18 protein-coding genes are annotated in these 18,198 nt (G+C 62.2%); 5 read left to right on the top strand and 13 right to left on the bottom strand.

Annotated elements, in window-relative coordinates; translation table 11 throughout:
• Positions 1-117 precede the first annotated feature (117 nt).
• Positions 118-2,376, top strand: coding sequence for a bifunctional alpha,alpha-trehalose-phosphate synthase (UDP-forming)/trehalose-phosphatase (locus tag PLN84_RS01075; protein WP_292383949.1), 2,259 nt, complete (start codon positions 118-120; stop codon positions 2,374-2,376).
• Here PLN84_RS01075 and sepS read toward each other — a convergent pair.
• The 8 genes from sepS to PLN84_RS01035 all read right to left on the bottom strand — a co-directional run bounded on the left by sepS (position 2,354) and on the right by PLN84_RS01035 (position 10,049).
• Positions 2,354-3,946 (bottom strand): O-phosphoserine--tRNA ligase, encoded by a 1,593-nt coding sequence (sepS, locus tag PLN84_RS01070; RefSeq protein WP_292383951.1) that lies wholly within the window; start codon positions 3,944-3,946, stop codon positions 2,354-2,356. The genes PLN84_RS01075 and sepS overlap by 23 nt on opposite strands.
• Positions 3,943-4,836, bottom strand: coding sequence for a 4-demethylwyosine synthase TYW1 (twy1, locus tag PLN84_RS01065; RefSeq protein WP_292383952.1), 894 nt, complete (start codon positions 4,834-4,836; stop codon positions 3,943-3,945). The genes sepS and twy1 overlap by 4 nt, the downstream gene beginning before the upstream one ends.
• The gene (gene argS, locus PLN84_RS01060; protein ID WP_292383954.1) at positions 4,817-6,481 is read right to left on the bottom strand and encodes an arginine--tRNA ligase; all 1,665 of its coding nucleotides are present in this window, start codon (positions 6,479-6,481) and stop codon (positions 4,817-4,819) included. The genes twy1 and argS overlap by 20 nt, the downstream gene beginning before the upstream one ends.
• Positions 6,481-7,734 carry a peptide chain release factor aRF-1 gene (gene prf1 / locus PLN84_RS01055; protein WP_299952708.1) on the bottom strand — a complete coding sequence of 418 codons (1,254 nt, stop codon included), beginning with the start codon at positions 7,732-7,734 and terminating at the stop codon, positions 6,481-6,483. Before prf1 ends, argS begins: the two co-directional genes overlap by 1 nt.
• A 144-nt stretch (positions 7,735-7,878) precedes the next feature.
• Positions 7,879-8,373, bottom strand: a complete 495-nt coding sequence (locus tag PLN84_RS01050; RefSeq protein WP_292383957.1) for an NUDIX hydrolase — start codon at positions 8,371-8,373, stop codon at positions 7,879-7,881.
• A 2-nt stretch (positions 8,374-8,375) separates the two neighbouring features.
• Positions 8,376-9,041: a 7-cyano-7-deazaguanine synthase QueC gene (gene queC, locus PLN84_RS01045; RefSeq protein WP_292383959.1), complete on the bottom strand. Its 666-nt coding sequence runs from the start codon at positions 9,039-9,041 to the stop codon at positions 8,376-8,378.
• Positions 9,041-9,649 carry a 7-carboxy-7-deazaguanine synthase QueE gene (locus tag PLN84_RS01040; RefSeq protein ID WP_292383961.1) on the bottom strand — a complete coding sequence of 203 codons (609 nt, stop codon included), beginning with the start codon at positions 9,647-9,649 and terminating at the stop codon, positions 9,041-9,043. The genes queC and PLN84_RS01040 overlap by 1 nt, the downstream gene beginning before the upstream one ends.
• Positions 9,636-10,049 (bottom strand): 6-carboxytetrahydropterin synthase, encoded by a 414-nt coding sequence (locus PLN84_RS01035; protein ID WP_292383963.1) that lies wholly within the window; start codon positions 10,047-10,049, stop codon positions 9,636-9,638. Before PLN84_RS01035 ends, PLN84_RS01040 begins: the two co-directional genes overlap by 14 nt.
• Positions 10,050-10,222: 173 nt before the next feature.
• On the opposite strand from PLN84_RS01035, the gene PLN84_RS01030 reads away from it, so the two are divergent.
• Genes PLN84_RS01030 through PLN84_RS01020 form a run of 3 tightly spaced genes read left to right on the top strand, consistent with a single transcriptional unit; the run spans position 10,223 to position 13,487 of the window.
• Positions 10,223-10,651, top strand: coding sequence for a 30S ribosomal protein S12 (locus tag PLN84_RS01030; RefSeq protein ID WP_292383964.1), 429 nt, complete (start codon positions 10,223-10,225; stop codon positions 10,649-10,651).
• Between the two features lie 5 nt (positions 10,652-10,656).
• Positions 10,657-11,265: a 30S ribosomal protein S7 gene (locus PLN84_RS01025; protein WP_292383966.1), complete on the top strand. Its 609-nt coding sequence runs from the start codon at positions 10,657-10,659 to the stop codon at positions 11,263-11,265.
• Between the two features lie 29 nt (positions 11,266-11,294).
• Positions 11,295-13,487 carry an elongation factor EF-2 gene (locus tag PLN84_RS01020; protein ID WP_348531860.1) on the top strand — a complete coding sequence of 731 codons (2,193 nt, stop codon included), beginning with the start codon at positions 11,295-11,297 and terminating at the stop codon, positions 13,485-13,487.
• Positions 13,488-13,822: 335 nt separating this feature from the next.
• On the opposite strand, the gene PLN84_RS01015 is transcribed toward PLN84_RS01020, so the two are convergent.
• Both PLN84_RS01015 and PLN84_RS01010 read right to left on the bottom strand, forming a co-directional pair.
• Positions 13,823-14,719: a hypothetical protein gene (locus PLN84_RS01015; protein WP_292383968.1), complete on the bottom strand. Its 897-nt coding sequence runs from the start codon at positions 14,717-14,719 to the stop codon at positions 13,823-13,825.
• Positions 14,720-15,068: 349 nt separating this feature from the next.
• Positions 15,069-15,560 (bottom strand): protease inhibitor I42 family protein, encoded by a 492-nt coding sequence (locus PLN84_RS01010; protein WP_292383970.1) that lies wholly within the window; start codon positions 15,558-15,560, stop codon positions 15,069-15,071.
• Positions 15,561-15,775: 215 nt separating this feature from the next.
• On the opposite strand from PLN84_RS01010, the gene PLN84_RS01005 reads away from it, so the two are divergent.
• A complete protein-coding gene (locus PLN84_RS01005) occupies positions 15,776-16,408 on the top strand; it encodes a hypothetical protein (RefSeq protein ID WP_292383972.1) in 633 nt (210 codons plus the stop codon).
• A 25-nt stretch (positions 16,409-16,433) separates the two neighbouring features.
• On the opposite strand, the gene PLN84_RS01000 is transcribed toward PLN84_RS01005, so the two are convergent.
• The 3 genes from PLN84_RS01000 to PLN84_RS00990 all read right to left on the bottom strand — a co-directional run bounded on the left by PLN84_RS01000 (position 16,434) and on the right by PLN84_RS00990 (position 18,197).
• Entirely contained in the window at positions 16,434-17,003 is a 570-nt protein-coding gene (locus PLN84_RS01000) for a class I SAM-dependent methyltransferase (RefSeq protein WP_292383974.1), read from the bottom strand.
• A gap of 124 nt (positions 17,004-17,127) precedes the next feature.
• Positions 17,128-17,304: a DUF1059 domain-containing protein gene (locus tag PLN84_RS00995; RefSeq protein ID WP_292383976.1), complete on the bottom strand. Its 177-nt coding sequence runs from the start codon at positions 17,302-17,304 to the stop codon at positions 17,128-17,130.
• Positions 17,305-17,510: 206 nt separating this feature from the next.
• Complete coding sequence (locus PLN84_RS00990) at positions 17,511-18,197, bottom strand: ABC transporter ATP-binding protein (protein WP_292383977.1); 687 nt, start codon at positions 18,195-18,197, stop codon at positions 17,511-17,513.
• Position 18,198: the final 1 nt, after the last annotated feature.

Here is an 18,198-nt window from a genome sequence, read left to right as displayed (position 1 = left end):
AGAAATGGTTGCCGGAAGCGCGATATCTGCAATTTTTGGAGATTTCTCCAAAAACTTAATTTTAGTTGAGAATCTTTGTGATGCGATCAATCTATCCGATCGTAAGCAGGTCGAACTATGAACAGGTTACTGATAGTATCGAACAGGCTCCCGGTCAGTCTCTCAAAAAAGAACGGCGACTTCCGCCTGCAACGGAGTGTCGGCGGTCTTGCCACCGGAGTCGGCTCATTCTACAAGTCGTACGAGAGTCTCTGGATCGGCTGGCCCGGCATGAACCTCCAGAGAAAGCAGGACGAAGAGAGGGAACGGATCGTCGAGGCATTAAGGAAGGAGCAGTGCCACCCGGTTTTTCTCTCTCCGTACGACATCAAACACTACTACGACGGGTTCTGCAACAACACCCTCTGGCCGCTCCTGCACTACTTCAATCTCTTTGTGGACTATGACCCCAAGACGTGGCAGGTCTACCAGCGGGTGAACGAGCGGTTCTGCGATGCCGTCATGGAGGTCGCCCGGCCCGACGATGTCATCTGGGTCCACGACTACCACCTGATGCTCCTGCCGCAGATGCTCCGGGAACGCCTTCCCGAGGCAGAGATCGGTTACTTCCATCACATCCCCTTCCCGTCGTTCGAGGTATTCAGGCACCTGCCCTGGAGGAAGGAGATCCTCGCCGGCCTCCTCGGTGCGGACCTCATCGGGTTTCACACCTACGGCTACGTCCGCCACTTCCTCTCCAGCGTCCGGCGGCTCCTCGGCTACGAGCACACCTTCGGCGAGGTCAGGACCGGCACCCGGGTGGTGCGGACCGACCTCTTTCCCATGGGCATCGACTACCACCGGTTCGCCGACGCTGCGGGCAGCAACCCGGTCCAGAAGGAGATCGCCAAGGTCCGGCAGCGGTACGGAAAACAGAAGATCGTCCTCTCGTTTGACCGGCTCGACTACACGAAAGGGATCCCGCTCCGGCTCGAGGCTTTCGATGCGCTTCTTGACCGGAAACCGGAGTACCGGGGAACGATCTCCTTCGTCGTCGTCGCCGTCCCGTCCCGGACGAGCGTCAACAGTTACAAGGCATTAAAGAAGCGGCTCGACGAGCTCGTCGGCCGGATCAACGGGAAGTACGGGACGACCGACTGGACCCCGGTCCGCTACTTCTACAACTTTCTCCCGTTCGAGACGCTCGTCGCGTTCTACAGCGCCGCCGACGTCGCCCTGGTGACGCCGCTCCGGGACGGCATGAACCTGATGGCGAAGGAGTACGTCGCGAGCAGGACCGACGGCACCGGGGTGCTCATCCTCTCCGAGATGGCGGGGGCCGCCGAGGAACTCGGCGAAGCGATCATCGTCAACCCCAACGACCAGGACGCGGTGATCGAGGCGATCGAGACGGCGCTCGCCATGCCGGAGAAGGAGCAGATCGAGCGGAACCGGATCATGCAGAGGAGACTGATGCGCTACGACATCGAGCGCTGGGTCGGCGACTTCCTCACCCGTCTCGGCGACGCCCGGACCGTCCAGGTCGAGCGGTCCGAGCAGATTGTCACCCCTGCCATCAGGGAACAGCTGGTCGCCGACTATCGGGCCGGCAAGGGCCGTCTCCTCCTCCTCGACTACGACGGCACCCTGGTGCCTTTTGCCGCAAAACCGCAGAAGGCGGTTCCGGGCGAGGCCACACGGGAGGTCCTCCAGAGTCTGATTCAGACGCCGGAAAACGAGGTGGTGGTGATCAGCGGCAGGGACCGGCATACGCTGGAGAACTGGTTTGGGGAGATGGATATCGGGCTCATCGCCGAGCACGGCGTCTGGGTGAAAGAGCGATCCGGGGAGTGGCGGATGCCCGAGGCACTCTCGGACGAGTGGAAAGCGGAGATCCAGCCGCTTCTTGAACTCTATACGGACCGCACGCCCGGCTCCTTCATCGAGGAGAAGGACTACTCCCTCGTCTGGCACTACCGCCGGACTGAACCGGTGCTCGGTGCGCAGAGGGCGAAGGAGCTCAAGGACGATCTCCTGTACCTGACCTCCAACCTCGACGTCGGTGTGCTGGACGGGAACAAGGTGATCGAGATCAAGAACAATGTCGTCAACAAAGGGCGGGCGGCGCTGAACTGGATCACGGGACGGGCCTGGGACTTCGTCCTTGCCATCGGCGACGACCGGACCGACGAGGACCTCTTTGCGGCGATGTCCCCCGAAGCCTACTCGGTCAAGGTCGGGCTCGCGCCGAGCCGGGCCCGGTTCAACCTGGTCTCGCAGCGGGACGTGCTGCCGCTGCTTCGGAGATGTCTCGAATCGGACAGGGACAAAACCGCCGGAAAAAAAGAGAGGCCGGGGCGGGAGAAAGGCTTTGTTAAGTCTGCTGCTCCGGGATGACGGAGCGGACCGTCAGGAAGACCGGGCCCCGGAGGTCCACCTTTTTGTTGTGGTCGGTGACGTAGCGCATCGCGTACTCTTCGATCCGCAGGTTGACGTCGGAGGGGAGCTTCGACATCTTCACCTGGACAGTGGTCCCCTCCCCGCACCGTGCTGCCTCCTCGATCCGGGCGGCGGCGAGGCTTGCCACGGCGTCGAGGTAGGTGATGCCGGTCGAGACCCCGTCACGCCGGACTTCCGCCCACTTCTCGGTGTCGGGGACGCCGAGCACCGCGCCGTTGTGGACATAGACCTCGTTCGCGCAGGCCGGTCCGCAGAGCTTCGTGTTGGACTCGGGCTCCTCGACGATCACCTCGACCCCTCTCCCGGCAATCTCGCCGGTCCACGCGGTGAAGGCGCAGGGTCCGGGGGCGGCGGCGTGCTCGGCGGCCGTGGTGCGGATCGCATCCGCCATCCGCTTCCCGACCGCCGATGCGGGTTCGACACGCAGGTGGACCGCACCCGCGATCTCGCGGTCGGAGAGGTCCTGCGGGAAGAACTGCGGGTAGGTGAGTTCGCGGACGTCGTTCGAACGGTAGGCGATCATCGCGAGCCGCTCCACGCCGAGGCCGAGGTTCATCACCGGGACGCCGATCCCGTACTCCGCGAGCGCCGAGGGGGAGTAGATCCCGAAGGTCGCGACCTCCACCCAGCCGAGGACCGGGTGGCGGGCGTAGACCTCCGTCTGGGTGTCGGGCATGTAGTACTTCGACCGCTTCTCGTCGGGCTGGAACCGGAATTCCTCAAAGCCGAAGGCCGAGAGGAGGGCCTCGCTGACGGCTTTCCCCTCTTCGAGGGTGACGTCCTCCCCGGCAACGACGCAGGAGGCCGAGTGGTAGGTCATCAGCCGGGTGGGCCCCTCTTCCTGCTCGCGCCGGAAGCACCGGTCGACCGAGAAGAGCCGTATCGGGAGATGGCGCTTCTCCCAGATGGAGGAGAGCGTCATGAACCAGCCGCTCGTCATGTGGCTCCGGAGGGTGTTCCGCGACGACTCGGGGGCGAGCGCCCGGAACTCCGGGAAGACCGCATCCAGGATGTGGACCACGGTCGCGTCGTCGGCCTCGAGCACGGCCGCGAGTTCGTGCGTCAGTTCGTCGCCGTCGATCGTCCCCTTCTTGTAGCCGTGAAGGGTCTCGCGGAGCTTCTCCTCGATCTGGGGCGTCAGCGCACGGCCGAGGATCCCCTCGATCCCCTCAAGCTGCTTCTTCGCGATCCCGACGTTCGGGCGGGGCAGGCCGCCGAGGTAGAAGACCCGGTCGAGGACGGCCATTGCTTCAGGGCCGAACTGCCGGTAGATGTCCGATTCCTCGACGATCAGGGGGTTGATCGCCTCGTCAAACCCCATCGCAAGGTAGGTCTCGCGGAGCCGCTGCACGATCTCGAAGATCGGGTGCGGGGTCGCCCGGGTGTACTTCAGCCGGGGGTACCGGCCTGCAACCCCTGCCGGGGTCAGGACCGACGGCCCTTCGTGCCATGCGTGCTCGAAGTCCTCTCTCGCCTTCTGCTTGAACGTTTCAACATCGAATCTCATATCTTCCGCTCCAGACAGACGACCCGGCTTGCCGGGCTCTCGTCTCTGATAACATAATCGCAATGCTGCGCAATTTTCTCCGCAAACTCCCTGACATCCTCGTGTTCAGGCATCTGGTCCTTCTGCAGCCGGTTCCTACTGTACCCCAGATACATATAACCCTTTACCTCCACGAACCGGGCCCCGGAATCCTGGTAAAGCGCCGCGTAGCCTTCGGGGCAGAAGTCGTTGTAGCCCCGGACCACGGTGGTGCGGATGGCGGACCGCCGATCGGCAAGCCCGGCAAGGCTCTCGCGGATCCGGTCCCAGTAGTCCTCCTGCGGCCGGCAGAGCCGGAGGTAGGTCTCGCGGTCGGGGGCGTCGAGGGATACGTAGACCTGGTAGGGCCGGCAGCGGGAAAGGACTTCGGGCCGGGTGCCGTTCGAGACGAGGAACGTCGTGTAGCCGTCGGCGTTGAGGCCGTCGATCAGGTCAGCAAGCCGCGAGTAGCAGGTGGGCTCCCCGGAGAGGGAGACTGCGACCATCGTGGGGGCGAGGGCTTCGGCGAACCGTTCCGGCGCGACGTAGGGCGAGACCTTGTAGCCCGAGAGTGCCCTCTTCTGGAGGCGGCGAAGGTTTGCGATGATCGCCTCCGGCGGGCACTCCTCCTCTTCCACGACCTCGTGCTCGAACGACCGCCAGCAGAAGAGGCACTGCTGGTTGCATTTGAGGGTCGGGGTCATCTGGACGCAGCGGTGGCTCTCGATGCCGTAGAACTGCGCCTTGTAGCACATCTCCCCGCCCCTGAGCGCCCGCTTGTTCCACATGCAGGGCTTGACGGCCGCCGAGGAGGCGGGGCTGACGAACTGGTAGCCCTGCTTCCGCAGAGCCTTACATGCTTCTGAGCGCATCGATACCAAGGGTCGCGAGGGACTCCTGCAGGGTGTTCCTGACCGCGTCCACAAGCGTGAGCCGGCTGTTTCGGGTCTCGCCCTCGCTCTTCAAGACCGGATCGTAGTGGTAGAAGGCGTTGAAGAGGTCGGCGAGCTCGCGGGCGTAGGCGGCGACGAGATGCGGGCGGAGTTCCTCCACGGTCTGCTCGATGACGGCCGGGAACCGGGCAAGGTGCCGGGCGAGCGCGACCTCGTGCTCGGTCTCAAGCGTGTATGTCCGCGTAAACTCCCCGGCCTTATCGAGGATGCTGCAGGCCCGGGCGTGGGCGTACTGGATGTAGGGGCCGCTCTGTCGCTCGAAGTCGAGAGCCTCCTTCCAGTCAAAGACCGTGCTCTTTTCGGGGGAGACCTTCACGATGTCGTAGCGGATGGCGGCGATGGCGACCGACTTTGCGATGGCGCACCGCTCCTCAAAGGAGAGTTCCGGCCGGCGCGTGGTCACCTCGTCATACGCCTTCGCGGCAACCTCCTCGATGAGTTCGTCTGCCGAGACGAATTTGCCCGCTCGGGTACTCATCGAGCCTTCGGGGAGGGAGACGAACTCGAAGAAGACAATCTCGGGCGGCTGCTCGCCGAGGAGTGTGAGGGTGGCCCGGAGCTGGGCGCCGATCAGTTTGTGGTCCGCGCCGAGCACGTCGATCATCCTGTCGTAGTTGCGTCCCTTCCAGGTGTGGTAGGCGAGGTCACGGGTGCTGTAGACCGACGTGCCGTCGCTCCGCCGGAGGATGTACTTCTTCTCGAAGCCCTGCTCGGTGAGGTTGACCCAGAGGGTCTCGTCCTCGTGGGCCTGCGGCAGGCGCCGGACCCGCTCGATGATCCGGTCGACGTCGCCGATCCGGACGAAGTCGCTCTCCCAGACGAACCGGTCGTGGTGAACGTTTAAGGCCGCGAGGGTCGCCTTGATCCCCTCCGCGCAGAGGGAGACGGCTGTGCGGAACTTTTTCACGGTCTCCGCGTCGCCGCGCTCCACGAGCTGCATGAGGTGGTCGATCTCTTTTGTGATCTCCGGATTCTTCTCGATCTCCCGGTTCGCCGCGATGTAGACCCTGGCGACGTAATGGTCCGGCTTCTCGCCCTCCTTGCGGGGGATATCGAGGTGGTCGAATCCCCAGGAGACGATGGCGATCTGGCGCCCCATATCATTGAGATAATACTGCACCTCGAGCGCGTGTCCGGCCTTCCGGAAGGCCCGGGCGAGGGAGTCGCCGATGACGGTGTTTCTGATGTGCCCGACGTGGAGCGGGCCGTTCGGGTTCGCGCTCGTGTGTTCGAGCACGACCCGGCCCGTTCGGCGCTGGAGGGCCCCGTAGCCTGGATCAAGGGCTTCCCTGACGGCGTCGGCGAGGAGTGTGGGGCCGAACCGGAAGTTGACGTAGGGGCCGGTCGCCTCGACCCTGATATCGCCGAGCGAGGGGTCCGCGGAGAGTTTCTCCGCGATATCGGCGGCGATCTTTGCGGGAGCCCGCTTCTCAACTTTCGCACGTTTGAACGCTATCGTTGAGGCGAGATCGGCGTGATCCCCGCCTGTCGTGAGGAGGGCGTCCTCCTCACCGGTGCATGCGCGGAGCATGCGCTCAATCTGTTGGTACTTCTCCTGGAACATCAGTATCCGGTCCTGTAGCGCAGGATCGCTGCGATCCCGCCGAATGCGTTATAAAGCATCGAGCCTTCTTCGAAGTCATCCGATATGATCCGAACCGTCGCGCTGCTCTGGTCCGCGAGGGTCGTCAGTTCGTCGATGATGTCGGCCTCTTCTGCCACGTAGAGCGGGGAGCCGTCGCTCGGGCAGGTGCCGAAGTCGAGGTCCTTGATGTGCTTGCCCGGCTCGAGGCTGACCGTCCGCTCCTCGGTGTAGTCACTGTTTTGGCAGGCAAGTTTCAGTCGGGCTCGCCTGAGTTTGTCTGAGAGGAGGAGGGTGTCGACGGCACCAAGCTCCAGGTTCTTCCGGACGCTCTCCTCACCGTAGGAAGATGCTCCATCGTCCTTTACCAGCTCCTGGAGGAACCGGTTCATCACGTTCTTCTCCTTGATGATATCAAGGCCCTTCAAGGCATCCGATGCATTCTCGACGAGTTCGGCAAGCCCGCTCTCATTCGTGTAGGAGACGTCGAAGAGCCCGATAATCCTTTTTTGCAGCTCGTGGTGGAGGTAGCCGCCCGCTTCGAACTCCTCCTTCGTCGGGGTCGGGCCGCCGATCAGCACGCCCTTGAACCGCTCGAAGAAGTCCTTCTCGGCAAGGAAGATATCGCTCGCCCGGTCACCGATCTTCTTGTAGAATTCGTTGATGGCGATCAGCCGCAGTCGCTGGAAACGGACGCTCGATTGACCCCCTTTTCGCTGCTTGCCGGGGACCGTCGAGGTGACTCCGTGGACCGGCTCGATACGGTTGCCCCGCAAAAAGCCGATGTAGGCCTCCCGCCGGTCGAGGACGATCAGGCCGTAGATCTCCTTCTCCCCGAGCATCTGCTGCAGCGGTTCGAGTTCGAACGAAGAACTGCACCGGTACATGTAGGTGTTGATCGGTTCGGGCGGCTCGATGATCTCGCAGTCGAGGTCGGTGCGGTCGCCGCCGATGTTGATCGTGCCGCAGAAGACCGCCATGCCGTTCTCCGGCGGGCGCTTGTAGTACTTCAGTCGGGAGAGGATTGAGGATATGGCACTCTGGACGTTCGTCCGGGTCTGTTTGCTCTTGATGTTTGCGCACTGTCCGAACTCATCGCGGAGCTGCGCGGTCACGTCGTATATCTGCTTATCCGGAGGTATATAGAGGGTGATCAGCTCGGTACCGCTCCCTTCCTTCTCCGCAAGCCGTTCAAGCATCTTCTTGAATTCGTAGCGCTTTCGCGGCGTATCCATCTCTTGTGTTTGTGTTTCTTCCATTGGGGATTCACCCGGCTTGCCAAAGGTTGTTCATATATCGAAGCTACTATGTGTTTCTCCGGGGAAGGCATAAATATGCGCACATTCGCCGCGTCCCCTCCGGGCACGCTCCATGCGCCGTCATTGCACGCAGCGGCAGGCGAGGCAGATCGTCTTTGCATCGACGATCCGGCCGTCTGCAATCATCACCGCAAGATCTCTGACCGGAACGCGGACGACCTCGATCACCTCGTCGTCGTCCATTGAGTAGTCGGAGCAGGGGGAGAGGCCTTCTGCGAGGTAGAGCCAGATCCGCTCGTCGGTGTAGCCGGGGGAGGGGTAGATCCAGCCTTTCGGGACGAATGTCTCGGCCTTCATCCCGGTCTCCTCGATCAGTTCGCGATACGCGGTCTCCTGCGGCTCCTCGCCCTCGTCGATGGTCCCGGCCGGCGCCTCGAATATGTAGTCGTCGATAGCAAACCGGTACTGCCGGATCAGGTAGCAGTCGTCCCCGATGACCGGAAGGATGGCGACTGCTCCGCCGGGGTGGACGACCACCCGCTCCGTTCTCTTCCCGTTCGGGAGGGTGATCTCCTTCTTCTCGATGGTAAGCCGCTTTCCGTGGTAAATCTCCATAGTTACCTCTCGTAGGTGATCGGGTCCTCGATGCCGAGTTCCCGGAACGCCTCTCTCCGGTAGTGGCAGGATGAGCAGATCCCGCATGCTTTATCGTTGTTCTGGTAGCAGGACCAGGTCTCCTGGTAGGGGACGCCGAGCGAGAGGCCCTTTTTGATGATATCCACCTTTGACATCCGGACGAAGGGCGTCATCAGGGTGATCCGGGGCTCCGCCGCCGTGCCGAGGTCGACCACCCGCTGGAACGCCTCGATGAATTCCGGCCGGCAGTCGGGGTAGCCCGGGTAGTCCCCGGTCTGGACGCCGATGAAGACCGCTCCCGCCCGCCGGGCCTCGGCGAGGCTCGTCGCGATGGCGAGGAGGTTGCCGTTCCGGAAGGGGACGTAGGTGCTTGGTATCCCCTCCTCCTCGCCGGCATACGCCTCGACCGGGATCGCGGTGTCGGTCAGGCTCGACGCCCCGATCTTCGTGAAATGTTCGAGGCTGATCTCGACGAACTCCTGTGCATCGAGCAGGGTCGCGATTCTTTGAGCACACGCGCGCTCCTTTGCCGCCGTCCGCTGCCCGTAGGTGAAGTGGAGCGCGATGATATCGTAGCCCATATCCTTTGCGACGTAGGCGAGCGTGGTGGAGTCCATGCCGCCCGAGAGAAGACAGACTGCCTTCATCATTTTACCCCCAGGATTTTGTGGAGTTGCACCTGGAACCTCACCGGGAGGTTCTCCTCGACGATATAGTCCGCGATGGCGTGGTAGTCGCATCCTTCCACCGGTGAGATGAAGACCTCGCCCCGGATCTCGCGACCGGCCATCACCGCCCGGGCGTAGAAGAGGTCGTCCTCGTCCGCCACCACGAACTTGACGCAGTCGCGCCGGCTGATGAAGGGGAGGAGCCGGATGTCGCTTCTCTCGCCTGAAGAGGGGCACTTGACGTCCATACAGATGGACGCATAGGTCTGCATCTCGCGGAAGTCCCGGGTGCCGTTCGTCTCGATCTCGACGTTATACCCATGAATGCTGAACTTCTTGAGGAGTTCGAGAACCTCCTCCCGCTGCAGGAGCGGCTCCCCGCCGGTGATGCAGATATGTTTCCCGTTCAGGAGCCAGACCTGGTCGAGGACCTCGGTCACGCTCATCTCCTCGCCTCCTTCCCGGGCGTAGGGGGTATCGCACCAGGCGCACTGGAGGTTGCACCCGGCGAGCCTGATGAAGGTGCAGGGCCGCCCCTGGTTCAATCCCTCCCCCTGGAGACTCCGGAAGATCTCACTGACGATCATAGGTGCGCTCTGCGTAACAGGACGTCGATTCCCAGACCCGGATCTTTGCCACGCGGGCGTCGCGGCCCTGGCGTGCGGCTTCGGCGTCGATCATCTCCGCGATCAGCCCTGCAAGGAGTTCGCTCGTCGGGTCGCCCTCGGTGGTGACGACCGGGTGGAACGTCTCGATGCACGCCGCCATGGGGTCATCCGCGTTCAGGATCACCTGGTGGTCGAACCGCCCGACGACCTCTTTGATGCAGTTATAGTCAAGGACGATCCCGGTGCGCTCATCGGCAGTACCCTCGATCCAGACCTCTACCCGCCACTGGTGACCGTGCAGCCGGAAACACTTCCCCTGATAGTGAATCAGGCGATGGGTTGCCTCGAAAAAAACCTCCTTGTATATCCGGGTTCTCATCCATGAAGGTTGCTCGTCAGGATATAATATTATATCATCTCCCGATCAAATAGTTAAGGCGAAAGATCGGCGCGCAGCCGGGTTCCACAATATATAAATCCGCGACGCGCGTTGTTTTATAGCACACCAGGAGTTGCTCCTATCTACAAATTCAACCGATACGAGGGTATTCGATGGGAAATGGTAAATTTGCAGCCCGAAAACTGAAGCGCGACGCAAAGTTCAACAGATGGCACGACACCGTCTACGTGCGGCGCCAGCTCGGGCTCGATGTGAAATCCGACCCCCTTGAGGGAGCACCGCAGGGCCGCGGGATCGTTCTCGAGAAGGTGGGTGTGGAGGCAAAGCAGCCGAACTCTGCTATCCGCAAGTGCGTCCGCGTGCAGTTGATCAAGAACGGTCGTCAGGTGACCGCATTCGCCGTCGGCGACGGTGCCATCAACTTCATCGACGAGCACGATGAGGTCGAGATCGAGGGGATCGGCGGCAGGCTGGGCCGGTCGATGGGTGATATCCCCGGTGTCCGGTTCGTCGTGACCAAGGTGAACAACGTCAGCCTGAGTGAAATGGTTATCGGGCGCAAGGAGAAGCCGCGGAGGTAAGTGGTATGGTGGAAGCAGAAGCAGGAACCACGCAGCCGGCGGAAGCAGGAACGCCTCAACTCCTCTTTAACCGCTGGGACATGAGCGAGGTCGAGATCCAGGATCCGAGCCTTGCCCGTTACGTAAACCTGCACACGATGATCGTGCCGCACTCCTGCGGCAAGCTCGTCGGCCAGCAGTTCAACAAGAGCAACATGCTGATCGTCGAACGCCTGATCAACAAGTTGATGCAGAGCGAGAAGAACACCGGCAAGAAAGAACTCACCATCCGCATCGTCCGCGAGGCCTTCGAGATCGTCAACAAGAAGACGAAGAAGAACCCGGTCCAGGTGCTGGTGGATGCAGTCGCGAACACCGGGCCCCGTGAGGAGACCGTCCGGCTGAAGTACGGTGGCATCAACGTCCCGAAGTCGGTCGATACCGCACCCCAGCGCCGTGTTGATACTGCGCTCCGGTTCATCACTGCCGGTGTCCTCCAGGCGAGCCACAAGAAGAAGAAGACCGTGAGCGAGGCGCTTGCCGAAGAGCTGATCTCTGCCGCGAACGGTGATACCCGCTCCTATGCAGTCTCGAAGAAAGAAGAGAGAGAACGTATCGCAAAAGCTGCCCGCTAAACCCCCCTATTATTTTTTCGGTGTAATTCATGACCAGACGAAAGAAGATGGTAGAGCGGGTGACGGATCTGATGGACAAACCGGAGCACATCCGGAACATCGGTATCGTCGCCCACATCGATCACGGAAAGACAACACTCTCGGATAACCTGCTTGCAGGAGCAGGGATGATCAGCGAGGAGCTTGCCGGCAGGCAGCTCTTCATGGACTCCGACGAGGAGGAACAGGCACGCGGCATCACCATCGATGCGAGCAACGTCTCGATGGTTCACGAGTACGGCGGCGAGGAGTACCTGATCAACATGATCGATACCCCCGGCCACGTGGACTTCGGCGGCGACGTGACCCGCGCCATGCGTGCGGTGGACGGCGCCGTTGTCGTGGTCGACGCCGTCGAGGGGACCATGCCACAGACGGAGACGGTGCTGCGGCAGGCCTTAAAGGAGGGTGTCCGCCCGGTTCTCTTCATCAACAAGGTCGACCGGCTGATCAACGAGCTGAAGGTGGACGAGCAGGAGATGCAGATCCGCCTCGCGAAGGTGATCGACAAGGTCAACAAGTTGATCAAGGGCATGAACGAGAAGATGTACAACGACGGCTGGAAGCTGGATGCCGCCAAGGGCACCGTCGCCTTCGGTTCCGCGCTCTACAACTGGGCCGTCTCGGTCCCCTTCATGAAGAGCAGCGGGGTCTCGTTCAAGGACGTCTATGAGAAGTGCAACACCGGCGACATGAAGTGGCTGGCGAAGAACAGTCCGCTGCACGCCGTCCTCCTCGACATGGTGGTCAAGCACCTCCCCAACCCCCTCCAGGCCCAGGATCGGCGTATCCACATCATCTGGCACGGTGATTACAATACTTCCGAGGGGAAGGCCATGGTCGCGTGCGACCCGAACGGACCCGTCTGTATGATGGTCACCGATATCTCGTTTGACCCGCATGCAGGCGAGGTCGCCACCGGCCGTCTCTTCTCGGGAACGCTCCGCCGGGGCACCGAGTGCTACATCATAGGTGCGGCAAAGCGCGCGAACCGCCTCGCTCAGGTCGGCATCTTCATGGGTGCCGAGCGGATTGAGGTGGATGCGCTCCCGGCCGGGAACATCGCTGCCGTCACGGGCTTGAAGGACGCCATCGTCGGTTCGACCGTCACGTCGCTCATCGAGATGACTCCGTTCGAGTCGCTGAAGCACTACTCCGAGCCGGTCATGACCGTCGCCGTCGAGGCGAAGAACATGAAGGATCTCCCGAAGCTCGTCGAGGTCCTCCGCCAGGTTGCAAAGGAAGACCCGACGGTGCAGGTCTCGATCAACGAGGAGACCGGCGAGCACCTGATCAGCGGCATGGGCGAACTCCACCTTGAGATCATCACCGGCCGTATCAAGCGCGACAAGGGCGTCGATATCCTCACCTCCCCCCCGATCGTCGTCTACCGTGAGACGATCACGGGCAGGGCCGGCCCGGTCGAAGGAAAGTCGCCGAACCGTCACAACCGGTTCTACCTTGAACTCGAACCGATGGACCCGGCGATCGTGAAGATGATCCTGGACGGCGAGGTCTCGATGAACCAGCAGGCGATCGAGCGGCGTGATATTCTCGCTGCTGCCGGTATGGACAAGGACGAGGCCAAGAACGTCAAGGCGATCGAGGGCACCAACATGTTCATCGACATGACGAAGGGTATCCAGTACCTGAACGAGACGATGGAACTGGTCCTCGACGGCTGGCGTGAAGCCCTCCGCGGCGGCCCGCTCGCCGATGAACTGGTCCAGAACCTGAAGATCCGGCTGGTGGACGTGAAGCTCCACGAGGATGCCATCCACCGCGGTCCCGCTCAGGTCATCCCGGCGGTCAGAAGCGCCGTCAAGGCAGGCCTGCTGCTGGGCGGCGATTCGCTCCTTGAGCCTATCCAGAAGATCCAGATCACGGTTCCGAGCGAGCAGATGGGCGCGGCGACCTCACAGATCCAGGGTCGGCGCGGCCAGGTCTTCGATATGCTGAGCGAAGGCGATACCATGACGATCGTCGGCCGGGCACCGGTCGCCGAGCTCTTCGGGTTTGCCGGTGATGTCCGGTCGGCCACCGAAGGACGCGCGATGTGGAGCACCGAGTTCGCCGGGTTCGAACTGGTCCCCGCCGGTATCGTGAACGACGTGGTCAAGAGCATACGCAAGCGCAAGGGCTTAAAAGAACAGATCCCACGCCCGGATGACTACCTGGCGTAACGAGTGTCGATATACCCTCTCGTCTCCTTTTTTTCCGGCGGACAGATGCGTTTTCCGGTCTCCGTGTGCCGCATCGCGATCCATACGCCGTTCACATGATGTTTGTGCGGTTGCTGGCGACCCGTCTCGCGTCTGCACAGTCCCACCGACCGACCCGAACAGTCCCGGCCCCCGGACCCCTGTGCGCGTGATACGCCGAATGCCAACCCTCGATCTCCCGGAATGAGGGGTATCGAGGTGACCCGGCTCATTCAGGGGCCTTCGGGAGAGTCACGCGGTATGAGCCGCGAATCCGGTGGTTATACCGGGTGTCTCAACGCCGGTCCCGGATCCGGTCATAGGATGACCGGTGGCTGGGTCGGTACCACGGTTACGAATGTCAACGGTGGCAGGGTTGTCGGCGGCACGGTCACAAACGTCAACGGTGGCAGTGTTTGCAGGGTTGTCGGCGGCACGGTTGTCGGCGTTGTGGTCGGCGGGAGTGTCTCTTCCGGTGTCGTTGCGTTTGGCGAGGGTGACACGGTCGGCGGAGTGGTTGCACCGGGTGTCACGGGTGTTCCGGGCAGGGTGGGCGTTCGATCCGGCCCCGGGGCAGTCGGAGCAGGTGTCCCGGCCGGTCCCGGTGCGGACGGCGCGGCTTCATCGGGGAGCCAGATGTAGATGTCCCAGTTTCCGTTCCGGACATCGTTCCAGACGACCATGCTCTCGGTGACGGCGGGGGTCATCTGCACGCTCTCGTTCTCGGTGATCCGGGTCTCCTCCCCCGTGGCGATGTTGTAGAGGTAAATATCCCAGTTCCCGTTCCGGTTATCCTGCCAGACAATCCAGTCTCCGGCAATAGCGGGGCTGATCTCATGGCCGGTCCCGTTTGTTATCCGTGTCTCCTGCCCGGTAGAGATCTCGTAAAGGTAGATATCTCGGTTCCCGCTCCGGTTGTCCTCCCAGACGATCCGGTCTCCGTTCATCGCCATCCCGGCCGGGAGCGCCGTGGCGAATTGATCCCCTTCCGGCGGGGTGACTGCTTCTTCACTATCGGTGGTCGCGTTGTAGAGGTACACATCATAATCTCCGGTTCTATTGTCGGACCAGAGGATGCGGTCGTCGACGACCGTCGAATAAACCTGATCCACCGAAGCGTTGGTAACCTGGTGCTCGGCGGCCGATACGATACCGGTGAGGAGCGCGATGGCAATCAGCGCCAGCACCGGAGCATAGAAGTTGCGTTCGTTCATCCTTTGAGCCTCCTGGAAGCTTCCCCGGTCCCCTCCCCTCCGGAGTGCCGGCCCGGAAAACCCCCTGTGTTCGAGGAGAAGGGTTCCCGACGGCTCTTCAGAACCCTGGGGCCACAGGCTCTCTATGGTGTGGACGCCAAGCGGTTATCGCAGATTGCAGGGAGCATAGAGGAGCAGGCCGCACGGGTGATCCTTCCTCGGCGGGGGAATATGCGTGAGTGTATATAATAGCAGCCCGCCTGAGCCGGGATCCGGGAATGGCCTGCAACAGCCTGATGGGGCGTGCCGGATGCGTAAAAAAGAAGATGGGTGCCTACCCCGCGAGCCTGGCGGGGGGCACACTCGAGGATCACTCGATGGTGAACGCCATCGAGAATGCGGTCTCGTTCCCGGTCACGTTCTCCCAGGGCCGCATGTAGACTGCAGAGAACTCGCCGGCGCCTTCCTCGGCAGCGATGTACTCCCAGACATGCACCCCGCCGGCGCCCACAAGTTCGGTCTGGGGCGCGTCGTGCGTCTCGTTCACGAGCTGGAGCCCCTCATATGAGGTGACGTTCCACTCGTAGCCGGTCGTCGGGTTCTCGGCGAGGCGGATCGTGATCTCGCTCCCGACCGGGAGGGTGACCGTCTCGTTGTAGTTCGTCTCGTTGAAGACGTACTCCTCCGCCGGGGCGGGGGTGGCTGTCGCGTTCGTCTCCGGAGCGGCCGTGGTCGCCTCCGGGGTGGGGGTCGCGGTCACGTTTTGCTGTTCCGCCGGCTGCGACGTGCAACCGGCTCCGAGCAGGCACAGTGCGAGGAGTCCTGCAACCAGGGCACCATAGATACTCTTTCTCTGAACCATGCGGTAAGGTTGCTCAGATATGGTAAATACTTTTCTTAAACCCTTTATAATGGTTCCCCCCGATCCATCTTGTTTCAGCCGTTTTCCGTTCAGCCGTCGCGAATGAGGTTGGTGAACGCTTCAAAACGCACCCGGTTCGAGCATACCGCGCCGTATCGCTAAATGACAATTTATAAATATTATTCTATCAATCTGGTCTCACTGAGGGCATCATTATGAGAACACTCTCTTCAAACACGATCTTCCCGGCGCTTCTTGTCATGCTCGGGATCTGCCTGCTTGCCGCAGGCTGTACATCGGCGCCGTCGGACACCACCACACCGCAGACAACCACCTACGGGACCTCCGTAACCGGCACCGCCGTGGCCACGACCACTCCCGCCGCCGGCACCACCGTCTCCGGTGCCGCAGCGGGGAGCGTATCCGCGGTTCCGTTTGCGACCCTGATCCCGTTCCTGCCCGGTGCGCCTGCCGGCTGGACTGCGGAAGAACCATCCGGGGCCTCCCTGGTGGTCGAGGACGGCCAGTGGACCTTTGCGTCCCGTGAGTACACAAAGGGTGACGCCGTGGCGGCGGTCCTGATCCAGGACTCGGCCTACTACGACGTGGGCTACTGGGAGTCGTGGGACTCGTTCGTCTCGTTCGAGACGACCGAGGGCTACTACAGGTCGGGCACGGTCGGCGGCCACCCCTCCTGGGAGTTCTTCTCCAAACCCGCCACCTACGGCACCTGGATCGGCGTGAACGAGCGGTTCATGGTCTACGTCAGCGTCGAGGACGGTTCCAAGCAGGATCTCGATGCATTCGTGAACGCCGTCGATTACGGCCGTCTCGCGAACCTGAAGTGACCCCGAAACCCTTCTATTTTTGTCATCAGGACAACGCCGTGATGATGTAGTGGTACGGCCCCGCCTCCGCGACCCCTGTCACCCGGAGCCCCGCCTCCGCCATCAGGGACGCCGCATGCTCCGTACTGAACTTCTTTGCGGTCGGCGGGCCGAGGGGGAGAGGTTCTTTCTTCCAGTCCACGTCGACGATCCTGCCTTCCGGGGCTGCCATCACCTTCGCGTTGACAAGCACCCTGACCGGGTCGGCAAAGTCGTGGAGGGCGATCCCGATGAAGACCACGTCCGCGCATCGGTCGCAGAGAACGATCTCCTCCGCTGCCCCGTGGTGGAGGACGACGTTGTCGAGCCTCTCGCGGAACGCCTTCTCCTGCAGGAGATCGAGAGCCTCTGCGTCGACGTCGATCCCGCAGACGCGGCCGTGCGGCCCGACCCGCCGCGCCGCCGGGAGCGCGAAGAACCCGTCCCCGCACCCGACATCGATGAACGTATCGCCCGTGGTAAGCCCGATCCCCTCCAGGGTGAACTCGGGGTGCTGCCAGCGCCTGCGGGCTGCCTCGTCTTCCGGTGTGTGCCGAAAGCCTGTATGGTGTGCCATGCCCGTCCCGGTAGTCCTCATCAGAAAAGAACCTGCTGCTCCCTTCGTTGAGGCCCCATACCGGGGGAGCCCTCCAGCTATCGTGCGAACGACCGTCAGAAAAAAAAGTTCGGGGGCGTTCCCCTCACTTCATCGCCTTGCGGATCTTCTCCTGCGTCTCCGGGTGCTCCGGGTTCATCTGGTGGGCGGTCTGGACGTGCCCCTCGACCCGCTTCATCAGCTCCTTCTCGTTCTCCGCCTTCTCCTCAAACTCGCACGCAAGGCCGAGATCCTTGCACCTGAACGTCTTCTGTTCCTGCATGCCTCTCACCGGCCGGGGTTGTATATAGAGTGTGATATAAAATTGTATTGCCGCTCATTTTCTGTGTGTCCTCATGGTCGGGCGCAACCGGTCCCGGGGCCCCGCCGCCGTTCGCCCCCACACGGCGCGAGGCCGCAAAGGAGACCAGCCCTTTGGGCCGGTGCTTGATCACCGGTAGGTTGCAGAGGGTGAGGAGCACATCCCCATCACGCTTTCCTGCACTCCGTCACATCCTCGATCAGACCGTCCCGCAGGGTGACGACCCGGCAGAAGTACTCTTTGTGCCAGTCCTCGTGCGAGACCATCAGGATCGTCTGGCCCAGATCCTCGTTTAACCGTGCAAAAAGGTCGAGGATGCTCTTTGACGTCTGGCTATCAAGGTTCGCGCAGGGCTCGTCGGCAAGCAGGATGCTCGGACTGTTCACGAGCGCCCGGGCGATCGCCACGCGCTGCTGCTCTCCGCCCGAGAGTTCGCTCTGCCGGTGGTCCATCCGATCGCCGAGGCCGACCCGGGAGAGGATCTCGGCGCTCTTTTTGAGATAACCCTCCTTTGGATCTCCGCGAACGAGCGACGTCAGGTAGACGTTCTCGAGTGCCGTGAGTTCCCCGATGAGCGCATAGTCCTGGAAGACGTAGCCGAGCCGGTTCAGCCGGAAGAGGGTCCGCCGGTGGTCGGAGAGGGCGAGGACGTCGGTCCCGTCGATCGTGACCCTGCCGGAGTCGGGGCGGTCGAGGAGCCCGAGGATATGGAGGAGCGTCGATTTCCCGCTGCCGCTCGCCCCCATGATCCCGACGAACTCTCCCCTGGCAACGGAGAGGGAGACGCCCTCGAGGGCCCGGACCTCCACCCTGCCCATTGTGTAGACCCGGGTGAGGTTCTCTGCGACGATCATT

The sequence above is a fragment of the Methanoculleus sp. genome, assembly GCF_035363275.1.
Taxonomy (GTDB): domain Archaea; phylum Halobacteriota; class Methanomicrobia; order Methanomicrobiales; family Methanoculleaceae; genus Methanoculleus.
The sequence above is the reverse complement of the archived record's forward strand: the minus strand, read 5'-3'. Positions and strand labels throughout refer to the sequence as shown.

Excerpts from the sequence above, each read along its gene's own strand:
- PLN84_RS01005 (WP_292383972.1), top strand. The coding sequence starts at position 15,776 with ATGAGAACACTCTCTTCAAACACGATCTTCCCGGCGCTTCTTGTCATG.
- PLN84_RS00995 (WP_292383976.1), bottom strand. The coding sequence starts at position 17,304 with ATGCAGGAACAGAAGACGTTCAGGTGCAAGGATCTCGGCCTTGCGTGC.
- PLN84_RS01075 (WP_292383949.1), top strand. The coding sequence starts at position 118 with ATGAACAGGTTACTGATAGTATCGAACAGGCTCCCGGTCAGTCTCTCA.
- sepS (WP_292383951.1), bottom strand. The coding sequence starts at position 3,946 with ATGAGATTCGATGTTGAAACGTTCAAGCAGAAGGCGAGAGAGGACTTC.
- PLN84_RS00990 (WP_292383977.1), bottom strand. The coding sequence starts at position 18,197 with ATGATCGTCGCAGAGAACCTCACCCGGGTCTACACAATGGGCAGGGTG.
- PLN84_RS01020 (WP_348531860.1), top strand. The coding sequence starts at position 11,295 with ATGACCAGACGAAAGAAGATGGTAGAGCGGGTGACGGATCTGATGGAC.
- PLN84_RS01010 (WP_292383970.1), bottom strand. The coding sequence starts at position 15,560 with ATGGTTCAGAGAAAGAGTATCTATGGTGCCCTGGTTGCAGGACTCCTC.
- PLN84_RS01030 (WP_292383964.1), top strand. The coding sequence starts at position 10,223 with ATGGGAAATGGTAAATTTGCAGCCCGAAAACTGAAGCGCGACGCAAAG.
- argS (WP_292383954.1), bottom strand. The coding sequence starts at position 6,481 with ATGTTCCAGGAGAAGTACCAACAGATTGAGCGCATGCTCCGCGCATGC.
- PLN84_RS01025 (WP_292383966.1), top strand. The coding sequence starts at position 10,657 with ATGGTGGAAGCAGAAGCAGGAACCACGCAGCCGGCGGAAGCAGGAACG.
- PLN84_RS01040 (WP_292383961.1), bottom strand. The coding sequence starts at position 9,649 with ATGATCGTCAGTGAGATCTTCCGGAGTCTCCAGGGGGAGGGATTGAAC.
- twy1 (WP_292383952.1), bottom strand. The coding sequence starts at position 4,836 with ATGCGCTCAGAAGCATGTAAGGCTCTGCGGAAGCAGGGCTACCAGTTC.
- PLN84_RS01015 (WP_292383968.1), bottom strand. The coding sequence starts at position 14,719 with ATGAACGAACGCAACTTCTATGCTCCGGTGCTGGCGCTGATTGCCATC.
- queC (WP_292383959.1), bottom strand. The coding sequence starts at position 9,041 with ATGAAGGCAGTCTGTCTTCTCTCGGGCGGCATGGACTCCACCACGCTC.
- prf1 (WP_299952708.1), bottom strand. The coding sequence starts at position 7,734 with ATGGATACGCCGCGAAAGCGCTACGAATTCAAGAAGATGCTTGAACGG.
- PLN84_RS01050 (WP_292383957.1), bottom strand. The coding sequence starts at position 8,373 with ATGGAGATTTACCACGGAAAGCGGCTTACCATCGAGAAGAAGGAGATC.
- PLN84_RS01000 (WP_292383974.1), bottom strand. The coding sequence starts at position 17,003 with ATGGCACACCATACAGGCTTTCGGCACACACCGGAAGACGAGGCAGCC.
- PLN84_RS01035 (WP_292383963.1), bottom strand. The coding sequence starts at position 10,049 with ATGAGAACCCGGATATACAAGGAGGTTTTTTTCGAGGCAACCCATCGC.